The following is a 16602-nucleotide window of genomic DNA, read 5'->3' as shown; positions in this document are numbered from 1 at the left end:
CAGATGGCTGCATTCACATACGCTCCGGCGATTGTCCTGCTGCCGTTCGTATCGTTCCTCGTCGCGCTGTTTGCCGGCGACCGCATGCCGAAAGGCGGTGCGCTCGCAGGCATCACCGCGACGGGTGGGTCGCTCCTGCTGTCGATCTGGGTCGCGCTAACGGTGGCCGGTGGTGAGGTCCACAACGAGATACTGTACACGTGGACCGCAAGCGTCGAATCACTCCGGCTGAACTTCGGCCTGCTACTTGACCCGCTGTCGGCGCTCATGCTGCTTATCGTCTGTCTCATCTCGTTCCTCGTCCACATCTTCTCGCTTGGCTACATGAACGACGAGGGCGAGAGTGGCCTCCCGCGCTATTACGCCGGGCTCGGCCTGTTCACGGCGAGCATGCTCGGGTTCGTCGTCGCCAACAACCTCCTGATGGCGTTCATGTTCTTCGAGCTGGTGGGCCTGTGTTCGTACCTGCTCATCGGCTTCTGGTTCCGCGACGATGGCCCGCCGAGCGCCGCGAAGAAGGCGTTCCTGGTCACCCGCTTCGGTGACTACTTCTTCCTCATCGGCGTCGTCGGCATCTTCGCTACCTTCGGGACCGGCCTGTTCGCCCCAATTACGCAGGGCGGCGAAGTGGTCGCTGAGAGCTTCCCGATGCTTGCCGAACACGCTCTTGTAGACGGCGAGCTTGAGGGTATCGCGATGCTTGAGACGGTCGGCATGGGCCCACAGGCCTGGTTCACCGTGCTCGGCCTCCTCGTGCTGGGCGGCGTCGTCGGCAAGTCCGCGCAGTTCCCGCTGCACACGTGGCTGCCCGACGCGATGGAAGGTCCGACGCCGGTCTCAGCGCTAATCCACGCAGCGACGATGGTCGCAGCCGGTGTGTACCTCGTCGCACGTATGTACGGCTTCTATGCGCTCTCGCCGACGGCACTGGCCGTCATCGCCCTTATCGGCGGCTTCACGGCATTGTTTGCGGCAACGATGGGCCTGGTCAAACAGGAAATCAAGCAAGTGCTCGCGTACTCCACCATCTCCCAGTACGGGTACATGATGCTCGCGCTGGGCTCGGGTGGCTACATCGCCGCCGTCTTCCACCTGACCACCCACGCCGTGTTCAAGGCGCTGCTCTTCCTCGGCGCAGGGTCGGTCATCATCGCCATGCACCACAACGAGAATATGTGGGACATGGGTGGTCTGAAAGACCGGATGCCGGTGACCTACTGGACGTTCCTCGCCGGCTCGCTCGCACTGGCTGGCATCGTTCCCTTCGCCGGCTTCTGGTCCAAGGACGAAGTGCTGTACGAGGCGCTCATCCACGGCTTCGGTACTGAGGGTGGCCTCGGCACGGCCTATCTGGCCGCGTACGCGATGGGGCTGCTGGCCGTGTTCTTCACCGGCTTCTACACCTTCCGGATGGTGTACCTGACATTCCACGGCGACGCGCGCTCGGACACCGCACGTGACCCAGAGCCAGTCCGCTGGAACGTCAAGGGCCCGCTGACGGTGCTTGGCATCCTTGCAACGACTATCGGGTTCATCAACATGAAGCCCGTCGCGGAACTGACCGGTGCGCACATCGACTTCCTGCACGTGTGGCTCAACGGCCCTGAAGAGGGTGGTTGGCCCGCAACGCTCAACACTGGACTGCACCACTACGAGGCGCTCCTGGAGGACGTGGCTCACGTCGCGAAGGGCTACCCGCTCGGTGAGACGACGACGCTGCTCGCCTCTGCCGGAGTTTCGCTGGGTCTCGCACTTGCCGGCGTGCTCGTCGCGCGGAGCCTCTATGCCGGTGCCGACCCGGTCGAGCATACCGACAAGCTTGGCGGTCTGAAGACGCTACTCATGCACAACTATTATCAGGACGAATATCAGGTGTGGCTCGCGACGGGTGTCACCTACCCGCTCGCCCGTGTGATGAACAAGTTCGACCAGGGTGTCGTCGACGGCGTCGTCAACGGCATCTCCAGCGTGAGCCTGTTCGGCGGCAGCCGCATCCGACGCATCCAGTCCGGCGTCGTCAGCAACTACGCGACGCTGCTGACGCTTGGACTCGTGCTCTTGCTTGCTGCCTTCGGCATCATGGGAGGGTGGTTCTAGATGTGGGTCGCCGCGCTCCTGCTCGTGACGCTGCTGGGAACCGGGCTCGTGTTCCTCTCGCCCGACCGGTACGCCGGAAAGCTCGCCGCGGCCGTCAGTGCGGTTCCGGCGCTCGGTAGCATCTACATGTACTGGGTGTACCTCACGCAGTACGGCGGCACGGGCAACGCGCTGCTGTCGCCCGCCGATATCGCGTTCGGCCAGCAGATCCCGTGGATCACGCTGGGTGAACTGGAAGTGTCGTACTACGTCGGCCTCGACGGCATCAGTATGCCGCTGCTCGCGCTGACGACAGTGCTGACGACACTCGCCATCGTCTCGGCGTGGACGCCTATTGACGAGCGTCAGTCCCAGTTCTACGGACTGATGCTGTTCATGGAAGTGAGCCTTATCGGCGTGTTCTCCGCGCTCGATTTCTTCCTCTGGTTCGTCTTCTGGGAGGGCGTCCTCATCCCGATGTACCTGCTCATCGGTGTCTGGGGCGGCCCGCGCCGGAAGTACGCCGCGATCAAGTTCTTCGTCTACACGAACGTGGCGTCGCTGGTCATGTTCGCAGGCCTGTTCGCGCTCGTGTTCAGCACTGACCTCACGTCACTGTCCCTGCCTGCGATGGCCGAGGCGTTCCGCACCGCAAGCGGGCTGCCGACCATCGCCGGCGTGAACCTGATGACCATCTCCTTTATCCTGATGTTCTTCGGGTTCGCGGTGAAGGTGCCCGTCTTCCCGCTGCACACGTGGCTGCCCGACGCTCACGTGGAGGCCCCGACGCCGGTGTCGGTCATGCTGGCCGGCGTCCTCCTGAAGATGGGGACCTACGCACTGCTGCGGTTCAACTTCACGATGCTCGCAGACACGGCACGTCAGCTCGCGGTTCCGCTTGCCATCATCGGCGTCGTCAGCGTCATCTACGGCGCGATGCTCGCACTGGCACAGCGCGACCTCAAGCGCATCGTCGCCTACTCCTCGATTTCATCGATGGGCTATGTCATCCTGGGTCTGGTCGCGTTCACGCCCTACGGCATGGGTGGGGCGACCTTCCAGATGATCGCTCACGGCCTCATTTCGGGGCTGATGTTCATGTGTGTCGGTGTCATTTACAACACGACGCACACGCGCATGGTCGGCGATATGTCCGGCCTTGCGGACCGGATGCCTTGGACGGTCGGCATCTTCGTCGCCGCCGCCTTCGGCTACATGGGCCTGCCGCTGATGGCCGGCTTCGCCGGGGAGTACTTCATTTTCCAGGGCTCGTTCAACGCGCCGACGCTCGGTGGGGCTGCACCGGTGTTGACCTCGCTGGCGATGTTCGGCATCGTCATCGTGGCCGGCTACCTGCTGTGGGCCATGCAGCGCACGCTGTTCGGTGGCTTCAATCTGGAGACGGACTACGAGGTCAGCCCGGCTGCGTTCCATGACGTCGCGCCGCTGGCCGTGTTGCTCCTGCTGGTCATCGCACTCGGTGTCGCGCCAGACCTCTCCTTTGGTATGATACAAGACTCGATTTCACCGGTTCTCGAGATCGGAGGTGGTGCATAGATGGTCGCACTCCCTGACTGGATGGCACTCGCCCCAGCACTCTCGCTGGCCCTCGCCTCCCTGGTGTTGCTGCTAGCGGACTCGATTGATCCTGACACGACGAACACGGGACTACTGGCCGGTATCTCGGTGCTCGGCTCCCTGCTTTCCTTCGGGTTCGCTGGCTGGTTTATCACCGCCGGAACCGGAATGGCCGATAGCACTGGCGTCGCGCTGTTCAACAGCCAACTCGTCGTCGACCAGATGGCCCTGTTCTTCATGGCCATCGTCGGCAGCGTCACGACGTTGGTCGTGCTCGCGAGCTACGACTACGTCGCCGAACACAGCTACCAGGCCGAGTTCTTCGCACTTGTTCTGCTATCCGCGACTGGGATGAGCATCCTCAGTGCGGCCAACAGCCTAGCAACGGCCTTCGTCGCACTCGAATTGGTGTCGCTACCGTCCTACGCACTCGTCGCCTTCCTCAAGGAGAACAAGGGCAGCGTCGAAGCAGGACTGAAGTACTTCCTCATCGGCGCGGTGTCTTCGGCGGTGCTGGCCTACGGCATCTCGCTGGTGTACGCTGCAACGGGCGTGCTTCGGTTTGACGGCGTCGCAACCGCTATCTCCAGTGGTACGATCCAGACCATCTCCGAGGGGTCGATACAGGCCCAGTCCGGTGACCCTGCCGTCCCGATGGCTATCCTCGGCGTCGGTATCCTGATGATTATCGGCGGCGTCGCGTTCAAGACCGCCTCCGTGCCGTTCCACTTCTGGGCCCCCGAGGCATACGAGGGCGCACCAGCGCCAATCTCGGCGTTCCTCTCCTCGGCGTCGAAGGCCGCCGGCTTCGTGCTGGCGTTCCGCGCGTTCGCTGTCGCATTCCCAATCGGTGACCTGCTCGCCGCCGGCGGGGCGATCAACTGGGTGATGGCGTTCCAGATCCTCGCCATCGCGACGATGTTCATCGGGAACTTCGCCGCCGCAACGCAGGAAACGGTCAAGCGGATGCTGGCCTACTCCAGCGTCGGCCATGCCGGCTACGTCCTCATCGGACTCGCCGCCGTGTCTGGCTCCGGTGAGGGCCTGAGCCTCAGCATGAGTGCGGGGATGTCCCACCTGCTCGTCTACGGCTTCATGAACACGGGCGCGTTCCTGTTCATCGCGCTGGCCGAGTACTGGGGCGTCGGCCGCCGCTTCGAGGACTACAACGGTCTCGGCAGAGAAGCGCCGGTCGCCTGCGCGGCGATGACGGTGTTCCTGTTCAGCCTCGCCGGCCTGCCGATCGGCGGCGGGTTCTTCTCGAAGTTCTACCTGTTCCAGGCGACGCTCAACGTCAGCGCGTGGTCGCTGGCCGCCGCGCTCATCATCAACAGCGCGCTCAGCCTGTTCTACTACTCCCGCGTTGTCAAGGCGATGTGGATCGAGGAACCGACTGGCAGCCGGACCATCGAGTCGTACCCGATGGGGCTGTACACCGCTGTGGTGGGCGCCGCTATCGTGACGGTACTCCTGCTACCCGGCTTCAACCGCGTCTCCGAAATCGCGTTCCAGGCCGCGCAGTTGCTGTAGTCTGACGCCTAGCTATTTTCTGTCTCACACGCTCTTCAAGTAGCGAGGCTTACGCCGACTCGTAGACGAACACGCCGCCGCTCTCGCGCTTCTCGACGCGGTCGGTGACTTCGAGTACGTCCAGATGGCCGACAGCCTCGCTCATCCCAGCAAAGTACTCCGTGGCGGGCAGGTCGCCGAACAACGCCGTCATCACGTCACTGGGTGTCGTCGCTCCGCCGGAGACGATGTCGGCGACCTCCGCGGTGCGCTGGTCGTGTTCCGCGAGGATGTCGTCGATACGCTCCTGCGGTGCTTCGACGGGCTCGCGGTGGCCGGTGAGAAAGCGGTCGTGACCTTGCTCACGGAGCCACCGGAGCGAGTCGTTAAATGCCGGTAACACCTTCGGCCGCGCCCCGCTTTCGTCGGGCACCTGCAGGAACGGATTGGGTGTGATGTCGCCCAACACGTTGTCGCCGACGACCGCTTCACGTCGGCCCTGAAAGTCATATGAGAAGATTATTTCGCCCGCGGAGTGGCCCTGCACAGTGTCAATCGTCAGTTCCGTATCGTCGACGGTGACGGTATCACCAGCCGCGAGCGCGCGGTCGGTGTCGACGCTCTGGGCATAGGGTAGGAAGGCTTCCGGTAGCTGTGTGACCGTTTCGGCGGTCTCGCGTGAGACACCACACCGCTCGAAGAAATCCGCGAAATAGGACTGTTCGGTGTGTAGCTGCGCCGCGAAATCGCGCATGATATCGGCTGCCGGTTCGCTGGCGAGGACACGCGCTCCTCGCTCGGCGAACCGGTTCGCCATGCCGAAATGGTCCGGGTGCGGATGGGTGACCAGCACCTGCTCGATATCAGCCGGGGACAGCTCGCGTGCTTCGAGCGCCTCGACCAGACGCGACCACGCTTCCTCGCTGTCGGGTCCCGGATCGACGATCGTTCGCCGCGCGATGTATGCATTGACTGGCCCGACCTGAAACGGCGTCGGGATCGACACCCGTGTGAACATATCTCCCCGTTGCAGGTGGTGGCGCAAAACAGTTCGTACCCGCACGGCACGTTTACCATCGTGGCCGCTCGCTGTCCCTCGGTTAGCTGTGGTTCCTCATGGTTTTCCGGGCACAAGAGCTATATTCGTCCTTCGCGTAGGGACAGATATGAACAAGCACTTCGAAGACGCACGGTACTACCTGAAGCGTGCCGGGGAAACCGCCACCAAGGGCGTCAAAGAGGAACTCGACCCGGTCGAGGAACGCTTCCGAGAACTCACCGGGAAGGAAAAAGAGCCCGAACCCAGCCGCCTGGAGGGCGTCAAGGCCGACCTGAAGGACCTGCAGGGAAGAGCAGAGGGCGAAGCCGAGGAAGCGATCGCTGACGCCCGCAAGAAGATCGGTGCGTATCGCGGTACGGAAGAGCCGGAAGCGTAGTCGGAAAGCAATTCTTAAGGGATGCGCTCGAATAGAGTTGAGTGCACTGGGTTGGTGATCTAGTTCGGTTATGATACCTCCTTCACACGGAGGAAGTCGGCGGTTCGAATCCGCCCCAACCCATCCATTCTCTTCCCGAATCGAAAGGATAGTACGGAGTAGGGATGCTTATAAAACGTCGTCCAAACCGTGGGTCCATTCGATTCATTGAATACCTCGATTCACTCGGCAAGTTCCGTCTCAAAATCTTGTCTAAGGCTAGAAAAGTCTTTCCCGTGGGGTGACTCGCGCCTTGTGCGAGGTGCGCGTGACTTCATGGATTCACTGAGAGCCGGGAAGTCACCGGAGTAGATTTTTTAAAAGCCAGACTTTCGACTCCTTGCAATCGATGCGCACCCCCACTGCAAAAATCGCTCAGAAATGCAACCAGAATATGCCCTTCACTTACCGCATGGTAGTGATTTACAAGAAACATTTTTAAATCTAAGAGCTGATTTATAAGGCGTACCAATGTTCAACAACGATGGGCCTTGGGAAAACGACACCATCGAGGAAGACAATCTGTTCGGCGGCGAGCCGTCAGAGTATGAGGAAGTGGAAGGCGAAAACGACCTTTGCGACTGTGACCCACAATACAAAGAGTCGCAGACTGTTCAGCAATCGGCAGGGGCGAACTTTGGCGGGTTCGGTGGCCAAGTGAGCGACGGGACAACAGTAATCGTCTGTACGAAGTGCGGTGGCAGATTCTACGAAGATAAGGAAGAGACGCGAGGCAGAAACGGGTTTGACCCGATGATGTGATAACATGAAAGCAATTGGTCGGCTTATCGGTGGGTTGGCGTCCATCTACTTCCTATTCGACTTCTTTTTCTGGAACGGTGGTCTTGTCAACCCGAGCATTTTACAGAGAATGTCTAATGTGATGACAATATTGGTCTAATTTCCTCTCACCTTGTTGAAGCCGACTTCGCTTCCGCTAAGGTAGGGTGTGAGCCGACGAGAGTTACCGAAGAGCCATGTTGATGGAATACGGGAAGTCGGTTCATCGTTGTTGATTCACTTCGGGCAGACTTCCGCACAGAGTGGTTCAATGCTACTCAGTCCTTGTCTTGCTTCGCTTCGCTCCGCGAGACTCTTATCACACTGTCCGCTCCTTTTTGCCCACCGCTTCGGGAAGTGGTGTCGTCTATGAGACTATGATGCTATGATGCTATGATGCTATGATGCTATGGCCATGTGCCGCCAAATTAAAGTAATCGGCTAAACAACACCCAAGTATGAGTGATGAGTTAGACCACCTGTCTTTCGAGGCTACGGGTAGCAGGGCTGTAGAGACTGTGATGAGTGTCCTTGAACAATTTGCTGATGGTTCGCAATTCGATAGAGTGTACGTCGAAATCGGCAATCCCTCAAAGAGTGATAGGCCAAAAGTCCAGCAAACCAGTCTCCCATTTGACGGGGAAAATCAAGAGAGTGGACAGGAGCCGAAATCAATCCAGAGCGGTACGTCACACCACAAGATGTTATCGGCACTTAAGCAGTTAGAGAATCAAGCGCCAGTTGCGACAAGGAGGACGCTTGAGATTGTTGACCTTCCCAAAGGAACAGCATATGCGGCCATGTCGGCTCTCTATGATCGAGGGTTGGTCAATCGCACAGACAAGAAAAACGACGACAACAGCTATGAATACGAGATTAGCGAGGCTGGAGACGCTGAACTTGAACGGCTTGGTACAATCGAATAAATATGGCGAGTAAACCATCAACTGACGGCGATGCTCCCGTGATAGCCATCAACTGGGAGAAGTTAGAAACAATTCTTAAAGTCATTTTCTACGCCGCTATGCTGTTCTGCACCCTGTATGCAGTATTTGTCTATGGTCAAGTTCCAATGCCATAGCACATACTATTGTAGCTCAATTTGCTCATCAGAATTCACTCCCACAATTTCCACAGGAAGGTCTTATCGCGTTTAACAGCTTTCAGTTGGTTTCTGGCAGGTGAGTAATGCACCTCGAAGCCGTCACCTTCCCATCGGAGAATTGGCTTTCTGCCAAGACCTTGTGCGAAGTACGCCACGGCGTAGGTTGCTACCTTACCAAAAAACCAGTTGCTCACTGCCATCAAGCGGTAGCACCTCATTCCGAATTTCTAGCTCAGATTGAGATTCCTCGAAGCTCATTCGTCGTCACCTCCGACAAGTGAACCGTCCGGTGCGACCTGAATGGTGTCGCCGTCGCACAAGTCGGCCCCATTCGTCGCATTGCGGCAGAGGCTACGAACCTCTTGAACCTCTTGTTTCCCAATGCGTCCGGTTCGGTGTTGTTCTTGTGCTTGGCCCGCCACTCTCGTAGAGCTTCGGCAGGCAGATTCACCTCTACCGAAGTGGCGGCTACGCTTCTCTCTTTCATCGTTCACTGTCCCATTTTTTCACGCAATTCAGCCTGTTTTTAACTCTGCACGCGAAATTTCTGGCTGAAAGCCATACTTTGACCCACACAATTCACTACGAAACGTCTCACTTAGGCTTTCGAAGCCCACGCCGGGGGGTGGACGGTCGTCTGTCCCCGTTCAGTGAATTGGAGGCTAACGGTCACGGTCACCGGCCCCCCATCACGACTTGTCGCGTAGGAGACGTGGTACTCATGGACGAACCCCTCAGGGCTAATGAGCGCCGAGAACTCATAGTTCGAGGCGTTCGCATATGCTGAGGAGGTGTCCGGCTCACCGACTGACTCCACCCGGTAGAGCGTCGTACCGTTGCGCTCAACCGTCTCCGCAACCGTCGTGTTACTTGCAACCAATTTTGAGTAGACGCCCCCATACCGTTCCTTTCCGGGTGTCGCTGCCTTCTCCGCGCCAACGTGTGCGACCGTTCCGTTCTCGTAGACCGTCCGTTGGACGAGCAGTGAGTCGTTCCGGAACACGGTTATCGTACGAGTCGAATTCCGTTCGGTACCCCCAATGTGCAACTCATAGAGGTACTGCCCACCGTGGCCGCGTTTCATGGTCGCCGAGAGGTTTTGGAGAAGGGTTCCATCAGCGTGAATCGACCGATAGGAGCGCTTCGTGTACGTGGTGTTCGTAAGGTGGTCGCGGTGGGCCTTCGTCAGCGCCCATGCGTCAGTTACACCCGATTCGGTAAGCCCGGGTGCGAGTGCTGTCGTGTTCTCGCCGCTCGTCGGTGACGGTGTTACGGTCGGCGACCACGGTACCCCACTACACCCCGCAAGAACGACGAAAACGGCGACGACTACTGTAAGTCGAATACGTCCGGGAAATTTCACTCTTAATTGACATTATTACGTTCATCACGGATATGATTTAGGGACGTAGAGACGACCTTGGAGTTCTCACATTCGCGATAGGAGTACGTACGACCGTTTGGACCACTCTCATAATGAGGAGTTATCGCACCGTAGGCCGTGAACCTCTCCAGAATTAGCCTCGGTTAGCACGCTACGAATTTGGTACCTCCGTCGTAACGCCACGGGAGTACAGATAGCAGTCGGTTGCGCTGCAGTCCTGCCGTTTTTACCGCTCGGTAAACAAAGGAGCGTATGACTGAAAGCGAGTCGCAGGCGTCGGCTGACGGGCCGCTATCCGGAGAGATGGTCCGGCATGGGACGGGCGTGAATTCGAACCGCGCGTTTCAGACGGACAGCTATCCGTACAATCTGGACCCGTTTGTCCTATTCGAGCAGTTCTACATCGACCCTGACAAGGGGTTCCCGATGCACCCTCACCGGGGATTCGAAATCGTCTCGTACATGATTGAGGGTGGCATGGAACACGAGGATTCGCTGGGCGTCGCAAACACTGCATACGAGAACGACGCGATACGTATCACGACCGGCAGTGGGATACGTCACTCCGAATTCCCCGCCGACGGGCAGGCCTGCACCGGACTCCAGCTCTGGGTGAACCTGCCGCAGGCGGAGAAGGATGCTGACCCGGACTACGTTGACGCCACGGCCGACACGCTGCCGACGGCGGAGCAGGGCGGCGCGACGGTCACGACAGTTATCGGCGAGGGCTCACCGATCAGCCTCCATACGCCAATGGAGTATCTTGATGTCGCCGTGGCCGACGCGTGGACGTGGTCGGTCCCAAAAGGGTGGTCTGGATTCCTCTATGGTGTCACCGGTAGCGGGACGGTTGAGGGGTATTCGTTCACTGCGGGTGATGTCCTGCCGGTCACTGACGCGCGGTCAGTGGCACTCCGAAGTGATGACTCACTCCGTGTCGTCGCCGTCTCGGGCCGCCCGCACGGCGAGCCGATCCGACAGCGCGGCCCGTACGTTCTGTAAGTGGGGGCGTCGCGTGGCTCAGGGCCGGACGTGAGGGGTCGACCATATTTTACCAGATGGTAAAACTCTTCTGTGGGCGGTCCGTGTCCTGTAACATGGCAGACGTAGCAGTTGTCGGCGGCGGCCCCGCCGGCCTGAGTGCGGCACAGTACGCTGCGAAGAACGACCTCGAAACGATCACCTTCGATACAGACGAGTCGTGGATGCACAAGGCGCACCTCTTCAACTACCCCGCCGTGCGCTCCATTAGCGGCGAGGAGTATCTCACGATCGCTCGCGGGCAGGCCCGGGACCGTGGCGCAACGCTGTACGAGACGGCAGTCACGGCTATCGAACAGACCGATGACGGGTTCGTCCTCACGACAGCAGACGACGAGTACACCGCGGAGTACGTCGTTCTCGCGACTGGTGGTGACCGAAGCCTCGCCGAGGAGTTCGGCTGTGCGTTTACCGATGAGGATGTCGTCGACGTGACTGTCGATATGGAAACGTCAGTCGAGAACGTGTACGCGACCGGTGCGATGGGTCGAGCGGAGAAGTGGCAGGCGGTCATCGCGGCCGGTGACGGTGCTGCAGCCGTCCTCGACATTCTCTCGAAGGAGAAAGGCGAGTACTACCACGACTTCGATATGCCATCAGACGTGCCGGAGCTCTAACGATGCAGTCAGAATCGACTCCCACAATCAATCTTGCTACGCTCTCGAATCGTGCTGTTGGAAACGCTCGTGTGGTCCCGGTGGTGAGCGCCTAATGGCACCCGAACTCAACGTCGTGTTGCTCGTCGTCGGCCGCGTCCTCTTCGGCGGCGTGCTCGCGTTCACCGGCCTGAGCCACTTTACACAGACAGAACAGATGGCAGGCTACGCCGAGTACAAGGGCCTCCCGGCGCCGAGATTCTCAGTCCTCGCGTCCGGTGGGCTCCTCATCCTCGGCGGGCTCGGTGTGACCGTGGGCGTCTTCCCAGTCGTCGCAGCGGTCGCCCTCGCCGTGTTCCTCATCGTCTCGGCGGTTGCGATGCACGACTTCTGGGCCGTGCCGGACGAGGACCGGCAGGACGAACTGAACAGTTTCCTGAAGAACGTCACGCTCGCTGGCGGTGCACTCGTTGTCGCGGCATCAGCAACCGGGACGTGGGCGCTCAGCGTCGGCATCAGCCCCCTCTGACGCTGTCTTTTCAGGCCGATCTACTGCGGCGGGTACAGTGAGTCGAGAATGAAGTCGTTGACGGCCCGCTTGGCCTCGTCGGGTGCGTCCTCGTGGCCGAGCGCGATCCGCCGGCCGCGGGCCGCGTGAATTACGTCCGTGATGAGCTGGCCCATCAGTTCAGCGTCAACATCGCGAAACGTGCCCTGCTCGATTCCGTCTTCGATGACTGTGGAGATGCTTTTGCGAAGGCGGTCGTAGTGCTCGTTGAACAACGCCCGGTGCTCGTCGTCGTTTTGCGCGTAGGCGTACAGCTCGTGGTACACCTTCATCCGATCCCAGTGTGAGAAGTCGTCGAACTCCGGGCCGAACAGGCATCGGTCGATGCGGACGTCGAGTTCTGTACGGGGGTCGGTTTCGTCGTCAACCTCGACACTGCCCTCGTACTGATCGATAATGTACTCCAAAAACGAAGATATCAGGTCGTACTTGCCGTCGAAATGATAGTGGATCACCTGCCGAGACATCTCCATCTCCTCGCCGATGTCTCGGACCCGCAAGTCCTTGTAGCCGTGCTTGCTCAGCGCCCGAAAGGTGGCCTCCATAATGACCTCCCGGGTGTCCTGTGGCGTGCTCTGCCCGTCCGATTCGCTCATGCCCTGTTTTATCGTGGTAGGCACATATCGGTTTCTCCATCCACATCGGGACTGGCGAGTCGGCGTCGGCCAGGCTGTGTTCGCTTCCGCTACTGTCGCCGCTCAATTCGCTCAGGTGCGTTCGACGAACCGAGCGTCGGCGGAGGTGTGGCCCCGGTTGAACGACAGCACCTTCGCTCGGATCACGTCGCCGGCTGACACCGACGACGGCACGTCTTCGGTGAACAGGACGAAGCCCTCGACTTTCCCAACGGCGACGCGGTCGCCGGAGTGGTGGTCGCTAAATTCGGTGATGCCGAACTCGTAGGTCTCCCCGAGTTCGACCGGCGGTTCGCGCTCTTGTGCAGCCTCGTGGGCACGTTTCGACGCACTGCTGGATGAGCGGCGGGTAATCGCAAACGCCAGCGCGAGGCCCACGGCGAGAGCGGCCCCGCCAGCGGCGAGCCAGATCGGTTCCATGCCAGGGGTTGCAGGACGAACGGATTAATACCTTTCAGAGTCCGGCGACAGCGCTTACAGCCCGAGGCGGTCCAGAATTCCGCCGCCCGAGTCCGAGTCCCCGCCCGTGGCGTCCCACTCTGTCGGGAGCTCGGCCGCAAGCGACGTGACCTCGTCGTCGCTGTAGCGGGGGTCCTCCGTCGCGTCGTCGAGCCAGTTCGCCCACTCTTCGGCCGTCATCTGCCCGTGGGAATCGACCTCCCACTGGTCGACGAGCGCCTCCCGGTCGTGGAACGGGATGTCCATGCCGCTGTCGCCCCAGTACAGCGGGGAGAGCGCGAACTCGTGGGTATCGTCGTCCAGCCAGACGAGCCGGTAGGGGTAGTCGTTGTAGCAGAACACGTCGTCGGGCGAAACGACATCGCCGTTGGGAAGCTCCAGGGTCTGAGACATTGTATCACAGTAGGGGCTACCCACGCTTCAGGGTTATGTGTCAGTAGAACTACCTGATCGGCTGGACGCCCGCCGCTACGCGAGCGGGTCACACAGCGCCCACTCGTCCGTCTCGGGGTCGAGGTTCGAGGGCTCCGCGCCGCGGTCGGTCACGATGCCGGCGTGGTAGTAGATTGCTTTCAGTTGGAACACAGTGGGGGAGTGATAGACGCTGCCGTCGGTGAGTTCCGAGCGACGGAGCGCCCCCTCACCGGTCAGTACCCGCTGGCGGACCGCTTCGTCGCCGCGGAGGAACAGTTCGACGGCGAACTCGGGATGCAGCGCGTGGAGGTACTCCACGAACTCGACGAGCGACGGGGACTCGTAGCCGTCCCGGTGGCAGGCGTAGAGCCCGTCGACGAGCAACTCCGTGGCCGGGTAGTCGGAGACGACGCGGCGGACGAGCTGGCCCCACTGTGGTGCGATGTCGATGAACCGCTTGCGGGAGCGCTGCCAGTCTGCGAACCGGCGGAGTGCGGCGTCAACGCCGCCGACCGTCCGGAGCGCGAACCGGACGACTTCTCGACCCAGCGGTGTCAGCGTGAGCGCTCCCTGTCCGGTGTCGATCAGGTTCAGAAACGCCGCCCCGGCGATAGCGCCGTCGACAGCACCGACGACGTGGGAGGCAAGCAGGTCCCGCGCGTCACCGTCGTGGTAGACGGCCAGCGGGACCGCAATGTAGTTTTTCGGATGATTGAGTCCGAAGTTCTGGTCGGCGACACCCTGAGCGCTGGCCTGAAACCGGATCGCCGAAGCGGCGTCCATCGACCCGTGGCCGACCACGCGGGGCCGTTCCAGAACCGCGACTGCGCCGTCGGATTCGACGCCCAGCACGCCGACGTTTAGCTCGCGGGCCATCGTCCGCGCGGCGGTGGAGATACCGCTCCGGGGCGCGGTCAGGAAGGCCACGTTGGCCTCGTTGAGCCGGTCGTGGGCCTGAACGACGCCGCGTTCAGCGTCGACGCCACCGCTGTCCGTGTAGCCCTTCGCCTCGACGACGATCAGCGGCGGGCGGTCGCCGAGTCGGTCGACGGACAGCAGGTCCGTCGAGAGCGTCTGTACGCCGACGAGGTCGGGATAGCCCGTTCCGACCCGGACGTGGTTGAACGGCGCGAGCGTCGCCTGTACGGCCGCCTCGATAGGCGTGTCGTCCAGCCAGCGTTGCTGTGCGAACTGCGTGTCCGCGACGACGTAGGCGTCCTCGCGGTCCGCAAATAGCCGGTCTTTCGTCCGGGCGAGTACCTGTGGCTCGGAGAGTCCCGACGCCGCTGTGGCCATAGACGGCGTTCACACAGGGCGGACATGAGTGTTCTGTCCCCGGAGAAGCAGATCGGGCCGCTGCTCTGGGCCACCCCACCTAGCGGCAGTGTTATCTTCTGGCACGGTCGATAGGGAGACATGACAGCACCGCTACCGGACGGCGTGCAAGACTGGTTCTGGAGTCGCCACGCGAACCCAAAGAGCGGCTGGCCGCGAGTACCGACCGGCGCTGTCATCGTGTACGCGGTGTATCAGCGGGACTGGCGGCTCCTGGCCGCGGCGCTGCTGTGGACAGCTATCAATCCAATCCTGTTCGCACCGCCGGACACCGAGGACGCCTGGATGACCCGTGCTGTGCTGGCAGAGCGGTGGTGGCTCACCGAACAGGACAACGGAACGATGGGCCTCGATTATCCGAACGTGTGTAACACCGGCGGCGCGCTGGCGTCGGCCCTCGCGCTGTACGCCGCCTGGCATCGCCGACCAGTCAGCGCCGCGGTCGCCACGCTGGCGATGAGCGGGCTGAAGCTCTGGTGGCTCCGCGAGCTCGTCCGGCGGTACGACAAGCGCGGTTCGGAGCGATCGGCGCTCGCGTGAACGTCAAAACGAGCCTCGAAAAGAGGAATGTCTCTGTTGGTCGTCAGTACTGGTGGAGCGGTTGTTGGCGGATTTTGGCCCGTAACTCCCCAATCGAGGGGTCGCCGTCGCCGCCGAACTGCTGTGTCACGGAGTGAACTTCCTCGCGAGAGATTTTGACGTTGCCCTGCTCGATAACGTCGGCAGGTCGTTCGCGGAGTTCACGGATCGTCCCGACCGCGAGTAGGAACGGAATCGCCCACGCAGAGAGGGTGTTGCCACGGGTTTCGGGCATGGCTTCGAGCCACGCCTGCGCGTCGTCGAGGTAGCCCTCCGCTCGCTCGGTCACCTGCTCGATGACGGGGACCAGCGAGTCGACGTTGTCGGTGTCGCTCACGTCGCTGTGGTCGAGGCCCTGCTCGTGGAGCAGTTCAAGCGGAAGATAGACGTTGTTTTCCTCTTCCATGTCCGTCGCGGCGTCCTTGGCGACGTTGACGAGCTGGAGCAGCAGGGCAAAGGAGCGGGCGTTTTCCTCCATCTGGGCGATCTGCTCGTCTGTGGCTTCGTGGGAGACCAGCCCGGTCACCAGCGTCCCGACGGTCCCGGCGGCGTACCAGCAGTACTCTTCGAGTTCGTCGAGCGTCTTGATTCGCAGTCCGCCGGCGTCGGCGTAGCGGTCGACGAACATCGCCATCCCGTCAACGAGTTCCCGGACCGGCCCGCGAATCGTCTGTGTGGAGTGGTCATCGAGCGTGTGAAACACGTCGACGATGCGGCCTGCGTTCTCGACGACTTCCCAGTCAGCGTTCGTCGTCGTAGGGATCCACTCTTCGACGGCATCGTGGAACGACGACACGGTCGTCCCGCTCGACGGTTCGAGCGAGCGGCTGTACGTCTGCAGGAGTTCGGTCTGCACCGCTGGAGGGAGATGACCGGCGTCCTCGATCGTGTCAGCCACACGACAAAGAAGGTAGCCCAGACAGATGTCCCGGGCCATCGGTTCATTGAGTTCCGAAATTGTGAGACTAAACGTCCGCGACACACGATGGACAGCATCGTAGCACCACTCGATGTCTTCCGAAGACGACCGGTCTGTGTGGTTCTGAGACATTCCCGACATCCGGGGTA

General features: G+C 60.9%; 18 protein-coding genes and 1 tRNA gene. 11 read left to right on the top strand and 8 right to left on the bottom strand.

The window, feature by feature from the left end; all coding sequences use genetic code 11:
* The first annotated feature begins 3 nt into the window (after window positions 1-3).
* From nuoL to AV059_RS13035, 3 genes are read left to right on the top strand one after another with little or no spacing between them, the layout of a single operon-like run.
* Complete coding sequence (nuoL, locus tag AV059_RS13045) at window positions 4-2097, top strand: NADH-quinone oxidoreductase subunit L (protein WP_058995019.1); 2094 nt, start codon at window positions 4-6, stop codon at window positions 2095-2097.
* The gene (locus AV059_RS13040; protein WP_058995017.1) at window positions 2098-3633 is read left to right on the top strand and encodes a NuoM family protein; all 1536 of its coding nucleotides are present in this window, start codon (window positions 2098-2100) and stop codon (window positions 3631-3633) included.
* Window positions 3634-5184, top strand: a complete 1551-nt coding sequence (locus AV059_RS13035) for an NADH-quinone oxidoreductase subunit N (RefSeq protein WP_058995015.1) — start codon at window positions 3634-3636, stop codon at window positions 5182-5184.
* A gap of 49 nt (window positions 5185-5233) precedes the next feature.
* On the opposite strand, the gene AV059_RS13030 is transcribed toward AV059_RS13035, so the two are convergent.
* Entirely contained in the window at window positions 5234-6181 is a 948-nt protein-coding gene (locus AV059_RS13030) for an MBL fold metallo-hydrolase (RefSeq protein ID WP_058995014.1), read from the bottom strand.
* Window positions 6182-6329: 148 nt separating this feature from the next.
* Between AV059_RS13030 and AV059_RS13025 the strand changes: the two genes are divergently transcribed.
* The 4 genes from AV059_RS13025 to AV059_RS13010 all read left to right on the top strand — a co-directional run bounded on the left by AV059_RS13025 (window position 6330) and on the right by AV059_RS13010 (window position 8344).
* Window positions 6330-6599: a hypothetical protein gene (locus AV059_RS13025; RefSeq protein ID WP_058995012.1), complete on the top strand. Its 270-nt coding sequence runs from the start codon at window positions 6330-6332 to the stop codon at window positions 6597-6599.
* Window positions 6600-6647: 48 nt separating this feature from the next.
* Window positions 6648-6722 (top strand) — tRNA-Val (locus AV059_RS13020).
* A 387-nt stretch (window positions 6723-7109) separates the two neighbouring features.
* Window positions 7110-7400: a hypothetical protein gene (locus AV059_RS13015; protein WP_058995011.1), complete on the top strand. Its 291-nt coding sequence runs from the start codon at window positions 7110-7112 to the stop codon at window positions 7398-7400.
* A 476-nt stretch (window positions 7401-7876) separates the two neighbouring features.
* A complete protein-coding gene (locus AV059_RS13010; RefSeq protein ID WP_058995009.1) occupies window positions 7877-8344 on the top strand; it encodes a winged helix-turn-helix transcriptional regulator in 468 nt (155 codons plus the stop codon).
* A gap of 190 nt (window positions 8345-8534) precedes the next feature.
* On the opposite strand, the gene AV059_RS22080 is transcribed toward AV059_RS13010, so the two are convergent.
* Together AV059_RS22080 and AV059_RS13005 are read right to left on the bottom strand one after the other, a co-directional pair.
* The gene (locus AV059_RS22080; protein WP_154021032.1) at window positions 8535-8723 is read right to left on the bottom strand and encodes a hypothetical protein; all 189 of its coding nucleotides are present in this window, start codon (window positions 8721-8723) and stop codon (window positions 8535-8537) included.
* Between the two features lie 398 nt (window positions 8724-9121).
* On the bottom strand, window positions 9122-9886 hold the full coding sequence (locus AV059_RS13005; protein ID WP_058995007.1) for a hypothetical protein: 765 nt from the start codon (window positions 9884-9886) through the stop codon (window positions 9122-9124).
* A gap of 273 nt (window positions 9887-10159) precedes the next feature.
* Here AV059_RS13005 and AV059_RS13000 point away from each other — a divergent pair, with 273 nt between their 5' ends.
* The 3 genes from AV059_RS13000 (at window position 10160) to AV059_RS12990 (ending at window position 12073) form a co-directional block, all read left to right on the top strand.
* Window positions 10160-10909 carry a pirin family protein gene (locus tag AV059_RS13000; protein WP_058995005.1) on the top strand — a complete coding sequence of 250 codons (750 nt, stop codon included), beginning with the start codon at window positions 10160-10162 and terminating at the stop codon, window positions 10907-10909.
* Window positions 10910-11004: 95 nt separating this feature from the next.
* The gene (locus AV059_RS12995; protein WP_058995003.1) at window positions 11005-11565 is read left to right on the top strand and encodes an NAD(P)/FAD-dependent oxidoreductase; all 561 of its coding nucleotides are present in this window, start codon (window positions 11005-11007) and stop codon (window positions 11563-11565) included.
* 94 nt (window positions 11566-11659) lie between these two features.
* On the top strand, window positions 11660-12073 hold the full coding sequence (locus AV059_RS12990; protein ID WP_058995001.1) for a DoxX family membrane protein: 414 nt from the start codon (window positions 11660-11662) through the stop codon (window positions 12071-12073).
* Window positions 12074-12093: 20 nt separating this feature from the next.
* On the opposite strand, the gene AV059_RS12985 is transcribed toward AV059_RS12990, so the two are convergent.
* The 4 genes from AV059_RS12985 to AV059_RS12970 all read right to left on the bottom strand — a co-directional run bounded on the left by AV059_RS12985 (window position 12094) and on the right by AV059_RS12970 (window position 14916).
* Window positions 12094-12708, bottom strand: a complete 615-nt coding sequence (locus AV059_RS12985) for a TetR/AcrR family transcriptional regulator (protein ID WP_058995000.1) — start codon at window positions 12706-12708, stop codon at window positions 12094-12096.
* A 111-nt stretch (window positions 12709-12819) separates the two neighbouring features.
* A complete protein-coding gene (locus AV059_RS12980; RefSeq protein ID WP_058994998.1) occupies window positions 12820-13167 on the bottom strand; it encodes a TRAM domain-containing protein in 348 nt (115 codons plus the stop codon).
* Between the two features lie 54 nt (window positions 13168-13221).
* The gene (locus tag AV059_RS12975; RefSeq protein ID WP_058994995.1) at window positions 13222-13599 is read right to left on the bottom strand and encodes a hypothetical protein; all 378 of its coding nucleotides are present in this window, start codon (window positions 13597-13599) and stop codon (window positions 13222-13224) included.
* Between the two features lie 75 nt (window positions 13600-13674).
* On the bottom strand, window positions 13675-14916 hold the full coding sequence (locus AV059_RS12970; protein ID WP_058994994.1) for a hypothetical protein: 1242 nt from the start codon (window positions 14914-14916) through the stop codon (window positions 13675-13677).
* A gap of 120 nt (window positions 14917-15036) precedes the next feature.
* Here AV059_RS12970 and AV059_RS12965 point away from each other — a divergent pair, with 120 nt between their 5' ends.
* Entirely contained in the window at window positions 15037-15495 is a 459-nt protein-coding gene (locus tag AV059_RS12965) for a DUF6653 family protein (protein ID WP_058994992.1), read from the top strand.
* Window positions 15496-15538: 43 nt separating this feature from the next.
* Here AV059_RS12965 and AV059_RS12960 read toward each other — a convergent pair whose 3' ends face one another.
* Window positions 15539-16585: a phytoene/squalene synthase family protein gene (locus tag AV059_RS12960; RefSeq protein ID WP_050038237.1), complete on the bottom strand. Its 1047-nt coding sequence runs from the start codon at window positions 16583-16585 to the stop codon at window positions 15539-15541.
* Window positions 16586-16602: the final 17 nt, after the last annotated feature.

It is taken from the genome of Haloarcula sp. CBA1127 (assembly GCF_001485575.1).
GTDB lineage: Archaea > Halobacteriota > Halobacteria > Halobacteriales > Haloarculaceae > Haloarcula.
This window is presented reverse-complemented; position numbering and strand designations above follow the sequence as displayed.

Bases quoted from the DNA above. Each gene is read 5' to 3' on its own strand.
- nuoL (WP_058995019.1), top strand. From the start codon at position 4: ATGGCTGCATTCACATACGCTCCGGCGATTGTCCTGCTGCCGTTCGTA.
- AV059_RS13040 (WP_058995017.1), top strand. From the start codon at position 2,098: ATGTGGGTCGCCGCGCTCCTGCTCGTGACGCTGCTGGGAACCGGGCTC.
- AV059_RS13035 (WP_058995015.1), top strand. From the start codon at position 3,634: ATGGTCGCACTCCCTGACTGGATGGCACTCGCCCCAGCACTCTCGCTG.
- AV059_RS13030 (WP_058995014.1), bottom strand. From the start codon at position 6,181: ATGTTCACACGGGTGTCGATCCCGACGCCGTTTCAGGTCGGGCCAGTC.
- AV059_RS13025 (WP_058995012.1), top strand. From the start codon at position 6,330: ATGAACAAGCACTTCGAAGACGCACGGTACTACCTGAAGCGTGCCGGG.
- AV059_RS13015 (WP_058995011.1), top strand. From the start codon at position 7,110: ATGTTCAACAACGATGGGCCTTGGGAAAACGACACCATCGAGGAAGAC.
- AV059_RS13010 (WP_058995009.1), top strand. From the start codon at position 7,877: ATGAGTGATGAGTTAGACCACCTGTCTTTCGAGGCTACGGGTAGCAGG.
- AV059_RS22080 (WP_154021032.1), bottom strand. From the start codon at position 8,723: ATGGCAGTGAGCAACTGGTTTTTTGGTAAGGTAGCAACCTACGCCGTG.
- AV059_RS13000 (WP_058995005.1), top strand. From the start codon at position 10,160: ATGACTGAAAGCGAGTCGCAGGCGTCGGCTGACGGGCCGCTATCCGGA.
- AV059_RS12995 (WP_058995003.1), top strand. From the start codon at position 11,005: ATGGCAGACGTAGCAGTTGTCGGCGGCGGCCCCGCCGGCCTGAGTGCG.
- AV059_RS12990 (WP_058995001.1), top strand. From the start codon at position 11,660: ATGGCACCCGAACTCAACGTCGTGTTGCTCGTCGTCGGCCGCGTCCTC.
- AV059_RS12985 (WP_058995000.1), bottom strand. From the start codon at position 12,708: ATGAGCGAATCGGACGGGCAGAGCACGCCACAGGACACCCGGGAGGTC.
- AV059_RS12980 (WP_058994998.1), bottom strand. From the start codon at position 13,167: ATGGAACCGATCTGGCTCGCCGCTGGCGGGGCCGCTCTCGCCGTGGGC.
- AV059_RS12975 (WP_058994995.1), bottom strand. From the start codon at position 13,599: ATGTCTCAGACCCTGGAGCTTCCCAACGGCGATGTCGTTTCGCCCGAC.
- AV059_RS12970 (WP_058994994.1), bottom strand. From the start codon at position 14,916: ATGGCCACAGCGGCGTCGGGACTCTCCGAGCCACAGGTACTCGCCCGG.
- AV059_RS12965 (WP_058994992.1), top strand. From the start codon at position 15,037: ATGACAGCACCGCTACCGGACGGCGTGCAAGACTGGTTCTGGAGTCGC.
- AV059_RS12960 (WP_050038237.1), bottom strand. From the start codon at position 16,585: ATGTCTCAGAACCACACAGACCGGTCGTCTTCGGAAGACATCGAGTGG.